Origin of the sequence: Leifsonia sp. Leaf264, assembly GCF_001422325.1 — a bacterium.
Taxonomy (GTDB): Bacteria; Actinomycetota; Actinomycetes; order Actinomycetales; family Microbacteriaceae; genus Orlajensenia.
This window is the reverse complement of sequence record NZ_LMMR01000007.1, coordinates 38,829-54,738: the sequence shown is the minus strand read 5'-3', so window position 1 is coordinate 54,738 and position 15,910 is coordinate 38,829. Positions and strand designations below refer to the sequence as shown.

Here is a 15,910-nt window from a genome sequence, read left to right as displayed (position 1 = left end):
GGGATAGTGCAGTGTCGAAGTTTCCTCATCCCCCATGTCCCCACTTAGGGGGACGCGGCACACGAGAGGGTACAAGGCGGAGGAGATCAGGCCTGCGGCAACTCCCGCTGATCGACGCCGTTGTAGACGGCGAGCGGCCGGATCAGCGCGTTCGAGGCCAGCTGCTCCATCACGTGGGCAGTCCACCCCGTGATGCGACTGGCCACGAACAGGGGCGTGAAGGTCTCGGTCTCGAAGCCCATCACGTGATAGGTCGGGCCGGCCGGGTAATCGAGGTTCGGCTTGATGTTCTTCTTCTCGCCCATGCCGGCCTCGAGCTTCTCGTACATCTCGAGCAGGTCGGGGCGATCGAAGTGCTCCAGCATCCTCACCATCGAGGCGCGCATGGTGGGCACCCGCGAGTCGTCGTTCTTGTACACCCGGTGACCGAAGCCCATGATCTTCGCCTTGCGGGCGAGGGCGTCATCGAGCCACGCGTCGACGTTGTCCGGCGTGCCGATCTCGCCGAAGGTGCGCATGACGGCCTCATTGGCGCCGCCGTGGAGCGGGCCCTTCAGGGCGCCGATCGCCGCGACGACCGCGGAGTACAGGTCGGACAGCGTGGAGGCGACGACGCGGGCGGTGAACGTGGAGGCGTTGAAGGAGTGCTCGGCGTAGAGCACCATGCTCACGCGGAACGCCGTGACGACGTCTTCGGGCGCTTCCTCCCCGAACGTCATCCAGAGGAAGTTGCGCGAGTAGTCGAGGTCGTCCCGCGGCTCCACGAGCGGCAGCCCCTGGCGGCGGCGCTGGTCGTACGCGACGATGGCCGGCAGCTGCGCGAAAAGCAGCTTCGACTTGCGCAGGTTCTGCTCGACGCTGTTGTCCTCGGCATCCGGATCATTCGCCCCGATCACGCTGACGGCGGTTCGCACGACGTCCATCGGATGCGCCGTCACCGGCAGGTCGTCGATCGAGCGCCGCACATTGGGCGCCAGCGCGCGCTCGCTGCGCTCGGTCTCGACGAAGGCATCGAGCTGCTCGTGCGTCGGCAGCTCCCCGTACCAGAGCAGCCAGGCGACCTCTTCGAAGGAGCGCTGCGCCGCGAGATCCTGCACCGGGTAGCCGCGATAGAGCAGCGTGTTGGTGTCGGGGTTCACCCGCGAGATCGCGGTGTAGTCGACGGGTACGCCCGCCAGTCCCTTGTAGATCTCCGGCGCTTCGCTCATGGCGTCCCCTTCGTCGCTCGCGTGGCCTCTCAGACTACTTCCCGCACGCGAGTTGCCAAGTTCCGGGGGTCGGCCGCGTCCTCCACCCCGTGAAGTTGGCATCCGGAGCCCACCGATCTCACGCGCCGGGGCTTACGGCCGCTCCATCGCGTCAGAATCGCGGGATGACGGCACGACAACCCCTTCCCGAGTATCTGACGGGCAAGGCGTTCACCAGCAGACTGGCCGTGGCGGGCGGAGTGTCGTCAGGCAGGCTGGCTGGCAAGGACTTGGCTGCCCCGCACCGCGGCGTCCGTGTACCGGCCGACCACCCGAAGACGCTGCAGGCGACCTGCCTCGCTGTGCTGCTCGTCGCACCACGACACGGCTTCATCTGCGGCCCCACGGCGGCAGAGCTTCACGGAATTCCGCTCCCGCCGCGCCTGATGCATCCCCGCGCCACGCTCAACGTGGCCGTTCCGGCCCCTGAGCGCGCGATCCGGCGAGCGGGTGTCCGCGGACGCCGGCTGAAGATCGAGGACACGGAAATCGTGATGGCGTATGGAGTGCGCGTGACGAGCCCTGCCAGAACGTGGTGCGACCTCGCAAACGACCTGAGCCTGCCCGAACTCGTGGCCGCTGGCGACTTCCTCATCCGCCGTCGACATATGGTGGTCACTCGCGCGCAGCTCGAAGCTGCTGTCGCCGCGTATCCGAGCGGTCGCGGTCACGGGCTCCTTCGGCGGGCGGTCGCTCTCCTCGATGAACGCTCCGAGTCGCCGAAGGAATCCGAGCTCCGGGTGGTGGTCATCATCGGCGGCCTGCCCGCGCCGGAGGCCAACGTAGAGATCTTCGACGAGAACGGCAGGTTCATCGCGCGGGTGGACCTGCTCATCCGCGAGTTCGGTGAGGTACTCGAGTACCACGGCGACCATCACCGTACCGACAGGAAGCAGTGGCGCCGCGACCGCACCCGAGAAGCCGAGTTGGAGGCTGTCGGGCTTCACGTGACCGAGGTCACCGACGACGATCTCAATCCGCCCGATGCCATGCTGGAGCGCCTGCGCACAATTCTCCGCCGACGCGGCTGGACCGGATGAGAGTCGAGTTGCCAACTTGAAGGGGTCGACGGATGCCGCGACCCCGTAGAACTGGCAACTCGCCAGCGGTAGGAGCGTGGTGCGCAGCCGGTCAGCGGGCGACGCGGAAGTTGAAGATGCTGCTGTCGAAGTGGTTGTAGCCCTCGTAGTCGATGAGCTCGTACAGCTCCGAGCGGTGCTGCATGTCGGCGAGCTTGCCGGTGAGGTTGCCGGCATCCGTCAGCTCATCGAGTCCGGCCATCGCGGCACCCATGGCGAGGCGCAGCAGCGAGACCGGCCAGATGACGATGTTCATGCCCACGTCGGCGAGCTGCTGCGTCGTGAACAGCTCGCTCTTGCCGAACTCGGTCATGTTCGCGAGCAGGGACACGTCGACGGCGGCGCGGATGGCCTCGAACTCGGCGAGGTTCGCCATCGCCTCGGGGAAGATCGCGTCGGCCCCGGCATCCACGAGAGCCTTCGCGCGATCGATCGCCGCCTGCAGTCCGTCGACGGCACGGATGTCGGTGCGAGCCATGATCAGGAAGTTCGGGTCACGGCGCGCATCGACTGCTGCACGGATGCGCTGCAGGGCCGTGTGCTCGTCGACGACCTGCTTGCCATCGAGGTGGCCGCAGCGCTTGGGGTTCACCTGGTCCTCGATGTGGAGTCCGGCGACGCCGGCATCCTCCATCTCCTGCACGGTGCGGGCCACGTTCATGGGCTCGCCGAAGCCGGTGTCGGCGTCGACGATGGCCGGGAGCTCCGTCATGCGGGCGATCTGCTTGGAGCGCCCGGCGACCTCGGTGAGGGTGGTGAGACCGATGTCGGGCAGCCCCAGGTCGGCCGACAGCACCGCGCCGGAGATGTAGACGCCCTCGAAGCCCTTCTGCTCGATGAGCCGGGCCGAGAGCGGGTTGAACGCACCCGGGAGGCGGAGCAGTTCGCCGGAGGCGAGGGCGGCACGGAAATCGGCGCGCTTCTGGGCCGGAGTCTTCTGGGCGTAGAGCATGGATTCAGCCTAATCGGGGTGCGCCGGAACTCGTCGCGAGCCATCCGGCGCCGAGGGTGCCCCCTCATCCGAGCGCCGAGGTGCCCACTTCCGCTAGTGGAGGACGCCCTCGACCGGCGGAAGTGGGCAACTCGACGGGTTGGACCGCACGGTTGGGCTCTAGAACAGCCCCTGCGGGCTCTCCACCGACGCGAGCACGCCCGGAGCTGCCGTGATCGTGAGGCCGACCAGCTCCTCCGAGGTGAGCTCGGGCAAGCGCTCGACGAGCGCGAGGAACCGCTCGATCTCGGCCTCCTCGAGCACGAAGTCGGCGAGGGTGCGGAACTTGTTCACGTACTCCGCACGGCCGAAGGGACGAGCACCCAGCGGATGCGCATCCGCCACGGCGATCTCGTCGGTGATCGTGTTGCCGTCGGCGAGAACGATCTCGACGCGGCCGCCGAACGCCTTCTCGTCCATGTCGAGCGAGTGGTAGCGACGCGTCCACTCCTCGTCCTCGACCGTGGTGATCTTGTTCCAGAGCGCGACGGTGTCCGGCCTGTTCGCCCGCGCCGGAGCGTAGGAGTCGACGTGATGCCACGAGCCGTCCTGGAGGGCGACGGCGAAGATGTACGGGATCGAGTGGTCGAGGGTCTCGCGCGACGCCGACGGGTCGTATTTCTGCGGGTCGTTCGCACCCGAGCCGATCACGTAGTGCGTGTGGTGCGAGGTGTGGATGACGATGCGCTCGATGCCATCGACGTCGTCGAGCAGCAGGGGGTACTCGTTGTGGAGCCTGCGCGCCAAGTCGATCCAGGCCTGGGCCTGGTACTCGGCCGAGTGCTCCTTGGTGTAGCTGTCGAGGATGGCACGCTTGGCCTCGCCCGCCTCCGGGATCTCGACCGAGTAGCGGGCGTCAGTTCCCCCGAGCAGCCAGGCGATCACGCCGTCCTCGCCCTCGTAGATGGGCGAGGGGCTGGTCTCGCCGCGCATGGCACGGTCGACGGCCTCGACCGCCATCTTGCCGGCGAAGGCCGGGGCGTGCGCCTTCCACGTGGAGATCTCGCCCTTGCGCGACTGGCGCGTGGCCGTCGTCGTGTGCAGCGCCTGCCCGATGGCCTGGTAGATCGTCTCCTGGTCGAGCCCGAGCAGGGTGCCGATGCCGGCGGCGGCGGATGGCCCGAGGTGGGCGACGTGGTCGATCTTGAACTGGTGCAGGCTGATGGCCTTGGCCAGGTCGATCTGCAGCTCGTAGCCCGTGGCGATGCCGCGCACGACATCGGCTCCGGTCAGGCCGCGCGCCGTCGCGAGGTGCTGGGCGACGGCGACGATCGGCGGGATGTTGTCGCCGGGGTGCGAGTACTCGGCGGCGAGGAAGGTGTCGTGGTAGTCGAGCTCGCGCACGGCGACGCCGTTGGCCCAGGCGGCCCATTCCGGCGACGTGCGGCGTCCGGCGTCGACGCCGAACACGGTGGATCCCTGACCTCCGACGGACACCGGATGCGTCAGGGCCTGACTGCGCGCACTCGTCACCGGGGCGCGGGTGAGGGAGGCTGCCGCGACGGCGGCGTTGTCGATCACGCGGTTGATCACCATCTCGGTGACCTCGTCCGACACGGCGACGGAGTCGACGGCGACTCCAGCCAGCTGCCAGGCGAGCTGACCGTCTTTGGTCAGGTTCTCGTCACTGCGGTGCACTCGTAGTTCATGGGTCTTCACGGTCCCACGGTATCCGACATGCCGCGGCGGCGACATCCGGGAGCGGTTTCAGTCGGGGGGTTGACGGATGCCGCACCTGAAGCATCCTCTCCCGTCATCGCCTCATGACAGGGCCGGTCGGCGCACTCACTGTGCGCGCGGGGAGGTACCCGGCGCTCAAGCCGACCAACTCGCAGGTGACCCGGGCGCCGACGTCGGCATCCGTCAGTCGATAGCTGCGCCCGTTGGCTCCTGCGATCGCGCTGCCGTCTCGACGCCATTGATAGAGGTAGGCGCTCGGCGTCGGTGTCCACGGTGGCGACGCGAGAGTGAGCACCGAGCCGACTGCGAACGAGGACGACGAACTGACGACGCGTGGCTTGGCGCCGCTGTCCGTGAACGTCGCGAGGCCGATCTTCGCGCTCGGCTTGCTGGTCTGGCTCACGGCGAAGCCCGCGTTCGAGGCCGTGACCCGGAAGGCGATGCGGTGTCCGAGGTCCGCCGGCTTCGGCGAGTAGGTGATGGCCGTCGCGCCCGGGATCGGCTTGCCGTCACGCAGCCAGGCGTAGCTGAAGGTCGCTACCTCCGGGTACCAGGTGTGCGTGTAGCCCTTCAGCACGGCGTCGACGTTCGGCCGACCGGCGATCGTCGGCACGGATCCGTACGGCTTGCCGTCGCCGATGGGACCGGTCGATTCGCTGGTCACGGTTCTCGGTCCGTAGCCGGCCTTCGAGCCCGTGACGCGCGCGGCGAGACGGGTACCGACGTCGGCAGGGGTGAGCGTGAATCGATCGGTGGTCTCACCGGGGATCGGCACGCCGTTCCGGAGCCACTGGATGTCGAGGTCGACCGGAGCCGGCTCCCAGCCGCCGGTACTGACGATCAGGGTTGCACCGGCCACTCGCTCGCCGCCCACGTGCGGACGGCCGGCGTAGGTCACGAACTCGATGGGCGGCTGCTCACCGCTCTCGCAGACCGGATCGTCGATGTAGCGCAGGTTGTCGAAGAGGGCGACGGAGTCGGCTGCCTGGTCGGCGACGTCCTGAACGCTGAGGATCACATCCGTCACCCCGGCCGTGAGCGGCACCTTCGCCGTGAGCACGGGAGTCCAGCGGTCGATGCCCTCGCCCTGCGTGGCGACGAGATCGAGGCTGTCCGGGCTCAGCAGCTGCCCGTGGCTGTCGACGGCCGTGTTGTTCGGCGCCGTCGCGAAGGAGGTGTCATCCTCGGCGAAGGTCACGTCGGAGACCGGTGACTCGACCAACATGATGTCGCGGGTGTACGTGTTCGGGGCCTCCTTGGTGCCGAACGCGAAGTCGATGGCGAGGCAGGACGCCCCGGTCGGCGGCTGCACGCCGATGGTGAGGGTCGTCAGGTCGCCGCCGTAGCGGATGGGGCCGTTGTCGAGCCAGGTGGAGACGGCGGTCGAGCTCCCCGGCGGCAGCTCGATGTAGACGTCGCGCGCGGCTCCGCTCGAGAGCACCAGGTAGCTGTCGCCCTCCGTGGGGAAGCCGTGCAGTGGGCGATCGCCGACGAGGGCGGCACGGCTGTCGAACCGGCCGGTGATCGTGGAGTCGGCATCCGCGTCGATCGCCTGCAGGAAGCCGTCGAAACTGACGATCTGCACCCGGGCGCTCCGTGTCTTCGTGTCCGGGTAGGCGGCCTTGTGGCCGGTGACCTCCACCGCGAAGACCGCACCGAAGTCGTCTTCCGAGGGCGTGTAGCTCGGGTCCGTCGCCCCGGAGATGGGCCCGCCGTCCCTCGTCCACTGGTAGCTCAGCCTGTCGGGCGTCGGCACCCACGTGCCGGGGTCGACCGTGAGGGTGGATCCCACCGTCGGGTCACCGAGGATCGACGGACGCCCCGTCGCCACCCACTGGAACGTCACGGCATCGCCGAGGGTCGCGTCGAAGTCGGTGCCGTCGTTCGCGTAGGCGAATCCGGCCGACGGCCTGTCTCCGGCGTTTCGGTACCACTCGACGTCGGACGGGTCGCTCGCCCTGGTGAACTTCAGCTGGTACATCGCACTGCGGGTGAGTCCCGCGAAGGCGTAGGCACCTGTCGCGTCGGTGGTGGTCGTCGCGACGAGGGTCTCGGCTGCGGCATCGTACGGCGGCCGGGCGAAGGGGTAGAGCTCGACGATGGCACCGGCGAGCGGCCCCGCTGTCGCGGCGTCGGAGACGTGGCCGGCGATGGAGGCGTCGTCGACGGCCTGAGCCGGTGCGACAGCGCCAAGCGCGAGTGCGATGCTGGCGATCGCGGCCAGCAGGGCGGAGACGGGACGGAGGGGCATGGTCGACTCCCGGTCAGACGACGGGTTCAGGTCGCGTCGTCAGAACTGAGGATATCTCAGCACAGGAGGATGCGGCACCCCGCGCGACGCAGGATCAGTGCGTCTTGGGGCCGGCTCCGCTCACGCCCAGAGCGGCTCGGGCGGCTCCTGAGCGATGGCCGCGAGGACTGCATCCGTGTCGATCTCGGCAAGCGTGGCCGGACTCCAGCGCGGAGTGCGGTCCTTGTCGACCACCTGGGCGCGGATGCCCTCGCGCAGATCTGGCTGATCGATGAGCCAGGCCACTGTGCGGTATTCACCCTCGAGAGCCTGCTCGAGGCTCGACGCGGCACGCGCCGAACGGATGCCGGCGAGAGTGGCGGTCAGCCCTGTCGGCGAGAGCGCCTCGAGCTCGTCCGCAGCCCGGGCCGCTTCGGACTCCGGTCGTGCGCGCAGGCGGTCGATGATCTCGGCGACGGTCGATGCCGAGTAGCAGGCGTCGATCCACTCCCGCCGAGCCTCGAGCTCGCTGGGCCCCGGCGTCTCGTCGAAGAGCAGCACGATCTCGGGCGGCGAGCCGGGGTCGGCGCGCTCCTGCAGCGCCTGCACCAGGTGCGGCAGGGCGGCACTCGGCACCAGGTAGTCGGCGAATCCGGCGGCGATGGCGTCGGCCGGGGTCATGGTGGCCGCGTTCAGGCCGAGGTGGGTGCCGAGCTCGCCGGGGGCGCGACCGAGCAGCCAGGTGCCGCCGACGTCGGGGCTGAAGCCGATGCGGGTCTCGGGCATCGCGAGCCTGGAGCGTTCGGTGACGATGCGGATGGAGGCGTGGCCGCCGAGGCCGATGCCGCCGCCCATCGTGATGCCGTCCATGATGGCGACCACGGGCTTCGGATAGCGGGCGATGATGGCGTTCAGCCTGTACTCCTCGCGGAAGAAGGTACGGGAATCGGCATTGCTGCCAGCGCTCGCGTTCTCCCAGAGCGCCCTGATGTCGCCGCCGGCGCAGAAACCACGGTCGCCTGCGCCGTCGAGCACGACGAGGGCGACCTCGGAGTCGTCGCGCCAGGCCTCGAGGTGGTGGGTGATCAGCCCGATCATCGCGTAGCTCAGGGCGTTGAGCGCGCGCGGCCGGTTGAGCGTGATGCGGCCGACCCCGTCGGTGACCGAGGCGAGGACCTCGGGCTCGGCTGTGGGTGCTGCATCCGTCGCAGGGCTCGTCGTGTCGGTCACGGATGCCACGCTAGAGCACCCATCCGTGTGACGGCATCGTCCCGCCGGGCGGGCGGCATCCCTCCATGTGAAGGAGTCGTCCCGGCGTGTGAAGGCGTCGTCCCTCCATGTGAAGGCACTGTGCCTCCATGTGAAGGCACAGTCGCGCTCCGTTCCGCGGGAAAGCGGGAGTCGGCCGGCGCGTGCCTTCACACGGCGGCAGGTTCGCCTTCACACGGTGGCAGGTTCGCCTTCATACGGCGGAGGGTAGGCCTTCACACGGCGGCAGGTGTGCCTTCACACGGCGGCAGCGTCGGCGGACCGGCGGACGGACGGACGGCAGCGCCGGCGGACGGGCGAGCCGCGCGGGGATACGATCGACGGATGGTCCCAGCCCCGCATCTGCTCGCCTTCGTGCTGGCATCAGTGGTGCTCATCGTGATCCCGGGGCCGAGCGTGCTGTTCGTGATCGGCCGGTCGCTGGCCCTCGGCCGGCTCGGTGGCCTGCTCAGCGTCGTCGGTAACGCGCTCGGGATGCTGCCCCTCGTCGCTGCCGTCGCGCTCGGTGTCGGGGCACTCGTCGCACAGTCGGTCGCCGTCTTCACTGCCGTGAAGCTGCTCGGCGCCGCCTACCTGGTCTACCTCGGCATTCAGGCGATCCGGCACCGGCACGATGCCGCGGCGGCGGCCACCGGCGACGTCGCGCCGCGTTCGCCCTGGCGACTGCTCGGCGAGGGCTTCGTCGTCGGCGTGACCAACCCCAAGACGATCGCCTTCTTCGTCGCCGTGCTCCCGCAGTTCGTCGACTACTCGATCGGCATGGTCCCGCTGCAGATGGCCGAGCTCGGTGCCGTCTTCGTGGTGCTCGCCCTGTGCTGCGACAGCGTGTGGGCGCTGGCTGCCGGCACGGCACGGGACTGGTTCGCACGCTCGCCGAAGCGCATCTCGACTCTCTCGGCCACCGGCGGCGTCATGATGATCGGCCTCGGCGGAGTGCTGGCCCTGAGCGGGAACAAGCACTAGTCGGGCGCGGTCCGCGCCAGAGCTGGCAAGCGCGGACTCAGCGGCCAGCCGACCTCAGTCGCTGGACGCCGTTCCCACCAGGATGCCGCGGGCGATGCCGTGGAAGTGCGCGTTGAAGCCGAGGATGGCGGGCGTCGCTCCCTCGGGGATGTCGAGGTGCGGCACGTCGAGGGCCGTCACGACGATGAAGTAGCGGTGGGTTCCCGTTCCCGGAGGCGGCGCGGCGCCGCTGTAGGAGGTCAGCCGCTTCTCGTTCGGCAGGGTGACTGCGCCGGCAGGCAGTGAGCCGCTGCCGGGGGTTCCCGCTCCGGTCGCGAGCGAGGTGACCGAGGCCGGCACGTCGTAGACCGCCCAGTGCCAGAAGCCGGACCCCGTGGGAGCATCCGGATCGAAGATCGACACGGCGTAGCTCTGGGTCTCGGGCGGCGCTCCAGTCCACGAGAGCTGCGGAGAGATGTCGGAACCGCCCATCCCCTCGTCCCACTGGGCCGTGGCGAGCGCGGCCCCCGGCTCGAGATCGTCGCTCGTCAGGGTGAGGGGCGGGAAGTCGCGCAGCTTCGCGAGTTCGGCGTACGGGTCGTAGTCCAACATCGGTCTCCTTCGACGCGGCGTGAGTGACTCCGGCCGAACCCATGCACGACCGGATGCCGCACTCGCTACGCAACCACCGCGTCGGTCACCCGCGCAAGGCCTTGCACCGCCAGTGCGCCGAACGCACACCCGTCGTGCACCGAACGCACAGGCCCGGCGCGCGCGACGCGGCAGAATGGACTGATGGCCACCGCCAAGATCCTGCTCTTCTACGCGTTCACGCCCTTGGCCGACCCCGACGCCGTGCGCCTCTGGCAGCGTGACCTGGCCGAACTGCTGGGCCTCCGCGGCCGCATCATCCTCTCGAAGGACGGCATCAACGGCACGATCGGCGGGGAGATCACGGCCGTCAAGCGCTACCTGCGCAAGACCCGCGACTATCTCGCCTTCAAGCACCTCGACGTGAAGTGGAGCGAGGGCCGCGGGCTCGACGACGACGGCCTGAGCATCGACTTCCCGAAGCTCAGCGTGAAGGTGCGCGACGAACTGGTGTCGTTCGGAGCCCCCGGCGAGCTCCGGGTCGACGAGCACGGGGTCGTGGGCGGAGGCACCCACCTCGATCCCGATGCGCTCGACGCGCTGGTCGCCGAGCGCGGCGACGATGTCGTCTTCTTCGACGGGCGCAACGCCTTCGAGGCAGCGATCGGCCACTTCGCGAATGCGGTGGTTCCGGATGTCTCGACCACCCACGACTTCGTCGCCGAACTCGACAGCGGCAAGTACGACGACCTCAAGGGGCGCCCCGTCGTCACGTACTGCACCGGCGGCATCCGCTGCGAGGTGCTCTCGAGCCTCATGGTGAGCCGCGGCTTCGGCGAGGTCTACCAACTCGACGGCGGCATCGTGCGGTACGGCGAGGCCCGCGGCGACGACGGCCTCTGGGAGGGGTCGCTCTACGTCTTCGACAAGCGCGGATCCGTCGACTTCAGCGACCACGCCGCCGTGATCGGTCACTGCGTCGTCGATGGAACAGCGACGAAACGGATGCAGAACTGCACCGACCTGTCGTGCCGCGAGCAGCTCGTCGTCTGCGATGAGTGCGCGGCGGCAGCACCGGTGTACTGCGAGGCGCACGCGGCTGCCGCTGCTTCCCACTGACCGACGCGCTGACGACAGCTCAGCGACCAGTTGGTCGACCAGTTGGTCGACCAGCGCCGGGCTCAGCGCCCGCCGGCCCGCCGCGAGTAGGCCCGCGCCGAACGACTCGACAGCGCCAGGAGGATGAGGATGTCGAGCGACAGGGTGATGAGCGTCGTGCGGAGCGTGATCCCCTCTCCCCCGGCCGCGACGTCGACGGCGGCCACGATGATGCCGAAGGTGGCGATGACGAGCACGAGCATGCGCGCCCAGTTCACCCCGCGGTAGATCAGGATCACGACGCTGAGCTCGACGATGAACACCAGGATGCCGATCCCGACGATGACCCAGAGCGCGACCTGCTCCAGGCCGGGAACGTCGCTCGGATCGACGCCTTCCACGTCGACGCGCACGTCGTTCACGATGCTGTCCCACTCCGTGGCCAGCTGCAGCAGCCAGGCCGAGCCGCCGATGACCCGCAGCACGATGAGCACCACGCCCATGGTGATGGTCGACGGACGTCTGGCACCGGCCGAGGTGGTCACGGGCCGGGCGAGGTCGAACGAGCTCTCGAATGCCGAGCGCTTGTCGCCGGGCCGGGCGAGCGCTGCGGCGGAGGAAGCCGAGACGGAGGCGGACCCGGACGCGGAGGCCGAGGCCGAGGCAGACGATGCTGGTGCCCCTGATGCCGAGGCGTCGGGCGTCGCGGCATCCCGGGTCACGGCACGAGGACTCGCTGCATCCGTTCTCTCGGCGTCCGAGCGCAGGTCGACGATCGGCATGTCACCGTCGGTCGTGATGGAGTCGCCGCCGCCGTTCCGCGAGTGGTAGCCCGTCGAGAAGTCCCTGATGACGTCGAGGCCGGCGTCGGGCACCGCCCCGCGGATGGTGGCGATGATGTGGTCGCGCTCGATGTCGGTGTCGGCGTCGATCTTGTGGGTGACCTGCAGGGTGAACAGCGAGAGCCCCACGGCGCGGTCGAAGGTGCCGGCGGCGAGCCACTCGACCCGGCGGCCGCCCGGCAGCAGCCAGTCGTCGGGGCACCGCCAGAACCTCACGTGATGGCGCTTGGCCGGATTGCCGGCCACCTCCTGCTGGTAGGCGAAGTCCTGCTGGCGACCGAACAGGAAGAGCGGACTCACCGGGGCCTCGTCGTACGAGCGACGGGTGACCGTCGACGCCACTATGCGCAGGCTCGAGCCGGCGGTCACGTCGTCGGCGCGGATCCAGCCCGCCGCCGCCATCGCAGCGTGCACCTCCTCGTCGGTGCCGAGGAGCGCGAGGTTGACCGGGTCGCCGAGGAGTCCGTCGCTCGTGCGCGCCCGGCCGATGAAGTAGTCGGGTACGTAGATGGTGGTGAGGATGCGGTGCAGCCGCGGGAGCACGAGGTAGGCCAGCAGCGCCCAGAACACGATGAAGTACAGCAACGACGACCAGCGCCACTGGAAGCCCTCGCCGAAGACTATGGTCGCCAGCCAGACGGCCGCGAGCGCTGCGAAGACGAAGAAGAAGCCGTCGAGGAGTGAGCTCACCGAGAATCGACGGCGCCCGGCGTTCCGCGGCTCGACCACGATCTCGCTCGACATGGCGTCATGCTATTCCCTGCGCTCCGGCCGGCGCTGTCGTCCGGCGCACGTCCGACCCTCATCCGGCGCTCATGGCCTGGCGAACCCTAGGCTGAATCGCATGGCCTACGACGTCGACCGCATCCGTTCGCTCTTCCCCGCCCTCGCCGACGGGGTGGCGCACTTCGAGGGACCCGGCGGAACGCAGACTCCGGCATCCGTCGGCGATGCCATCGCGAGAACCCTCACCGGCCCGCTGTCGAACCGCGGCTCCGTCGGCGCCTCGGAGCGCACCGCCGACGCCGTGGTGCTCGCCTTCAGGCAGGCCTGCGCCGACCTGCTCGGGGCCGATCCGCGTGGCATCGTCTACGGACGCAGCGCGACAGCCCTCTGCTACGACTTCACCCGCACCCTCGCCCGAGCCTGGGGGCCGGGCGACGAGGTCGTGGTGACCCGCCTCGACCACGACTCGAACGTGCGCCCGTGGGTGCAGGCCGCCGAGCGTGCCGGGGCTACAGTGCGCTGGGTCGACTTCGACGTGCGGACCGGCGAGTTGTCGACGGATGCCGTCGCCGCCCAGCTCACCCCGCGCACACGCCTGGTCGCCGTGACCGCGGCCTCGAACCTCATCGGCACGATGCCCGACATCCCGGCGATCGCCGAGCGGGTGCACGAGGTGGGCGCCCTGCTCTACGTCGACGCCGTGCACTTCGCAGCGCATGGGCTCGTCGACCTCGAGGCCATGGGTGCCGATCTCGTCATGTGCTCGCCGTACAAGTTCCTCGGCCCGCACTGCGGCGTCCTGGCGGCGAGCCCCGAGCTGCTGGAGACCCTGCACCCCGACAAGCTGCTGCCGTCGACGGATGCCGTGCCCGAGCGATTCGAGTTCGGAACGCTGCCCTACGAGATCATGGCCGGGGTCACGGAGGCGATCGACGTGCTCGCCGCCCTCGACTCCGACGCGTCCGGCACCCGGCGCGAGCGACTGGCCACGTCCTTCGTCGCACTCGAGGAACACGAGTCTGCGCTGCTCGAGCGTCTCGAGGCCGGTCTGGCCACCCTGCCTGTCACGGTGTGGTCGCGAGCACGGCACCGCACGCCGACGGTGCTGGTCACGGCCGACGACCCGACGGGCGAGCGGGCGGCATCCGCCCTCTACCGGGCACTGGACGAACGCGGCATCCTCGCGCCGGCCAGCAACTTCTACGCGCTCGAGGCCAGCCGGCTGCTGGGCCTGGAGGATGCGGGCGGGCTGCGGATCGGCCTGGCCCCGTACACGACCGAGGACGAGATCGACCGCCTGCTCGAGGCCCTGGGCGAGCTGCTGGCCTGACGTACGGCGCACCACCGCAGGCCCGACGTGAGCGCACACCTGGCCTGACGCGAGCGCACACCCCCACCTCCGCTGGCGGCCCGACGACCTTCCAGGCCCGAGGCGCCTGCTCGCCACTTGTGCGCACTCCGCTCGCCACGTGTGGCCGCCTGACGAACGCCGGCTCGCCACCTGTGGCCGCATACCGCTGGGCGGTGCGGCCACACGTGGCGAGAGGAGGCGGGCGTGGGGTGATCGCGCGGCCAACTGGCGCAGGACTCGAGCGAGCGGGACGCACCTAGTGCGCGAGCACGGGCTCCGCATCCGACGTGGCCGCCGGAACGTGGTTCGACGACAGCGCGGAGTGCGCGCGGCGCTTGAACAGCAGGGCGGAGAGCACGGCACCGAAGGCGAAGAAGCCTGCGCCCCACCAGTACGCCACGGCGTAGCTCTGCACGGCCGCCTCGGCGGCGACGGCGGCCGTCGTCGGCAGGTGGTTCGCGATGTAGTCGGCTGCAGCCGTCGCGGCCAGGGTGTTGAGCAGAGCTGTGCCGATCGACCCGCCGACCTGCTGGCTGGTGTTCACCATCGCCGAGGCGACGCCGGCGAACTCGCGGTCGACGCCGAGCGTCGCCGTCTGCATCGAGGCGGGCATGATCGAGCCCATCGCGAAGCCGAGGATGAGCAGCGGCGGCAGCACGTCGGCGGCGTACGTGCTGTCGAGGCCGAGATGCGTGAGGTAGACCATGCCGACGGCGCCGAGGGTCATGCCGAACGGCACCATGATCTTCGGACCGAAGCGGGGCACGAAGATGTTGGTCGACAGCTGCGCCGCCAGCACGAGCATCGCGATCATCGGCAGGAAGGCCAGGCCCGTCTGGATGGGCGAGTACCCCAACGAGGCCTGCAGGTAGTACGTCACGAACAGGAAGATGCCGAACATCCCGGCGCCGGCGATGAGCACCGAGCTGTACGCCGCGCCACGGTTGCGGTCGAGCACGATCGACAGCGGGAGCAGCGGGTGCTTCGCCCGCATCTGCCAGAGCACGAAGACGACCAGCAGGATCGCGGATGCCGCCAGATAGCCCCAGGTGAGCGGCGAGTCCCAGCCGTCGGACTCGGCGTTGGAGAAGCCGTAGACGAGAGAGAACAGGGCGGCCGACACCAGGATCGTGCCGGGAACGTCGAGCTTCGGACGAGGGCCGACGCGCTTCGCGTTGACGACGAAGAACAGGGCGCCGACGATCGCGATGATCGCGATGAAGACGTTGATGTAGAGGTTCCAGCGCCAGTTGAAGTTCTCGGTGAGGAAGCCGCCGAGCAGGAGGCCGACAGCGCCACCGGCACCGGCGATGGCCCCGAACACGCCGAAGGCCCTGGCGCGCTCCTTCGGGATGGTGAAGGTCGTGGTGAGCACGGCGAGTGCCGTGGGAGCAAGCAGTGCGCCGAAGGCACCTTGCAGGGCCCGGGCGCCGACGAGCAGGCCGAAGGTGTCTGCAGCGCCACCGAGCGCGGAGGCGACGGCGAAACCGATGAGGCCGATGATGAAGGTGCGCTTGCGGCCCATCAGGTCGGAGAGTCGGCCGCCGAGCAGCAGCAGGCTGCCGAAGGCGAGCGAGTACGCGGTGATGACCCACTGGCGGTCGGCGTCGGAGAAGCCGAGGTCGGCCTGGGCGGCCGGGAGGGCGATGTTCACGACGGTCGAGTCGAGCACGACCATGAGCTGGGCCAGTGCGACGACCGAGAGGGTCCACCAGCGGCGGGACGATGCATCAGGAGCGCCGGATGCGACACCTGGAGCGGCCGCCGAGGCGGTCGAGGGAGCGGGGGAATTCGAAGACATGGGAGCCACTATATGCGGTACTGTGGAGTTTCGGATCTTAACGGTTCCTGAATTTACAAGCGG

The 15,910-nt window shown here is 69.3% G+C and carries 12 protein-coding genes; 4 read left to right on the top strand and 8 right to left on the bottom strand.

From position 1 onward, the window contains the following. Positions 1-86: 86 nt before the first annotated feature. A complete protein-coding gene (locus ASF30_RS16100) occupies positions 87-1,208 on the bottom strand; it encodes a bifunctional 2-methylcitrate synthase/citrate synthase (protein WP_055908998.1) in 1,122 nt (373 codons plus the stop codon). A gap of 164 nt (positions 1,209-1,372) precedes the next feature. Here ASF30_RS16100 and ASF30_RS16095 point away from each other — a divergent pair, with 164 nt between their 5' ends. Next, positions 1,373-2,287 (top strand): hypothetical protein, encoded by a 915-nt coding sequence (locus tag ASF30_RS16095; RefSeq protein WP_055908996.1) that lies wholly within the window; start codon positions 1,373-1,375, stop codon positions 2,285-2,287. Positions 2,288-2,378: 91 nt separating this feature from the next. On the opposite strand, the gene prpB is transcribed toward ASF30_RS16095, so the two are convergent. From prpB to ASF30_RS16075, 4 genes are all read right to left on the bottom strand, one after another. Then, on the bottom strand, positions 2,379-3,278 hold the full coding sequence (gene prpB, locus ASF30_RS16090; RefSeq protein WP_055908994.1) for a methylisocitrate lyase: 900 nt from the start codon (positions 3,276-3,278) through the stop codon (positions 2,379-2,381). Between the two features lie 159 nt (positions 3,279-3,437). Beyond that, complete coding sequence (locus tag ASF30_RS16085; RefSeq protein ID WP_055908991.1) at positions 3,438-5,012, bottom strand: MmgE/PrpD family protein; 1,575 nt, start codon at positions 5,010-5,012, stop codon at positions 3,438-3,440. 58 nt (positions 5,013-5,070) lie between these two features. Beyond that, positions 5,071-7,248, bottom strand: coding sequence for a hypothetical protein (locus tag ASF30_RS16080; RefSeq protein WP_055908988.1), 2,178 nt, complete (start codon positions 7,246-7,248; stop codon positions 5,071-5,073). A 120-nt stretch (positions 7,249-7,368) separates the two neighbouring features. Beyond that, the gene (locus ASF30_RS16075; RefSeq protein ID WP_082468083.1) at positions 7,369-8,457 is read right to left on the bottom strand and encodes an enoyl-CoA hydratase/isomerase family protein; all 1,089 of its coding nucleotides are present in this window, start codon (positions 8,455-8,457) and stop codon (positions 7,369-7,371) included. A 363-nt stretch (positions 8,458-8,820) separates the two neighbouring features. On the opposite strand from ASF30_RS16075, the gene ASF30_RS16070 reads away from it, so the two are divergent. Then, positions 8,821-9,459 carry a LysE family translocator gene (locus ASF30_RS16070; protein WP_055908985.1) on the top strand — a complete coding sequence of 213 codons (639 nt, stop codon included), beginning with the start codon at positions 8,821-8,823 and terminating at the stop codon, positions 9,457-9,459. A gap of 54 nt (positions 9,460-9,513) precedes the next feature. Here the strand turns inward: ASF30_RS16070 and ASF30_RS16065 are convergent, their stop codons facing one another. After that, entirely contained in the window at positions 9,514-10,050 is a 537-nt protein-coding gene (locus ASF30_RS16065; RefSeq protein WP_055908982.1) for a YbhB/YbcL family Raf kinase inhibitor-like protein, read from the bottom strand. Between the two features lie 183 nt (positions 10,051-10,233). Between ASF30_RS16065 and trhO the strand changes: the two genes are divergently transcribed. Next, positions 10,234-11,148 (top strand): oxygen-dependent tRNA uridine(34) hydroxylase TrhO, encoded by a 915-nt coding sequence (trhO, locus tag ASF30_RS16060; protein WP_055908981.1) that lies wholly within the window; start codon positions 10,234-10,236, stop codon positions 11,146-11,148. Between the two features lie 62 nt (positions 11,149-11,210). Here the strand turns inward: trhO and ASF30_RS23220 are convergent, their stop codons facing one another. Then, on the bottom strand, positions 11,211-12,713 hold the full coding sequence (locus ASF30_RS23220) for an LssY C-terminal domain-containing protein (protein ID WP_082467951.1): 1,503 nt from the start codon (positions 12,711-12,713) through the stop codon (positions 11,211-11,213). Positions 12,714-12,813: 100 nt separating this feature from the next. Between ASF30_RS23220 and ASF30_RS16050 the strand changes: the two genes are divergently transcribed. After that, a complete protein-coding gene (locus ASF30_RS16050) occupies positions 12,814-14,025 on the top strand; it encodes a cysteine desulfurase-like protein (RefSeq protein ID WP_055908978.1) in 1,212 nt (403 codons plus the stop codon). 277 nt (positions 14,026-14,302) lie between these two features. Here ASF30_RS16050 and ASF30_RS16045 read toward each other — a convergent pair whose 3' ends face one another. Beyond that, positions 14,303-15,847 (bottom strand): MFS transporter, encoded by a 1,545-nt coding sequence (locus tag ASF30_RS16045; protein ID WP_055908974.1) that lies wholly within the window; start codon positions 15,845-15,847, stop codon positions 14,303-14,305. Between the last annotated feature and the right edge of the window lie 63 nt (positions 15,848-15,910).

Bases quoted from the DNA above. Each gene is read 5' to 3' on its own strand.
- ASF30_RS16100 (WP_055908998.1), bottom strand. From the start codon at position 1,208: ATGAGCGAAGCGCCGGAGATCTACAAGGGACTGGCGGGCGTACCCGTC.
- ASF30_RS16095 (WP_055908996.1), top strand. From the start codon at position 1,373: ATGACGGCACGACAACCCCTTCCCGAGTATCTGACGGGCAAGGCGTTC.
- prpB (WP_055908994.1), bottom strand. From the start codon at position 3,278: ATGCTCTACGCCCAGAAGACTCCGGCCCAGAAGCGCGCCGATTTCCGT.
- ASF30_RS16085 (WP_055908991.1), bottom strand. From the start codon at position 5,012: ATGTCGCCGCCGCGGCATGTCGGATACCGTGGGACCGTGAAGACCCAT.
- ASF30_RS16080 (WP_055908988.1), bottom strand. From the start codon at position 7,248: ATGCCCCTCCGTCCCGTCTCCGCCCTGCTGGCCGCGATCGCCAGCATC.
- ASF30_RS16070 (WP_055908985.1), top strand. From the start codon at position 8,821: ATGGTCCCAGCCCCGCATCTGCTCGCCTTCGTGCTGGCATCAGTGGTG.
- ASF30_RS16065 (WP_055908982.1), bottom strand. From the start codon at position 10,050: ATGTTGGACTACGACCCGTACGCCGAACTCGCGAAGCTGCGCGACTTC.
- trhO (WP_055908981.1), top strand. From the start codon at position 10,234: ATGGCCACCGCCAAGATCCTGCTCTTCTACGCGTTCACGCCCTTGGCC.
- ASF30_RS23220 (WP_082467951.1), bottom strand. From the start codon at position 12,713: ATGTCGAGCGAGATCGTGGTCGAGCCGCGGAACGCCGGGCGCCGTCGA.
- ASF30_RS16050 (WP_055908978.1), top strand. From the start codon at position 12,814: ATGGCCTACGACGTCGACCGCATCCGTTCGCTCTTCCCCGCCCTCGCC.
- ASF30_RS16045 (WP_055908974.1), bottom strand. From the start codon at position 15,847: ATGTCTTCGAATTCCCCCGCTCCCTCGACCGCCTCGGCGGCCGCTCCA.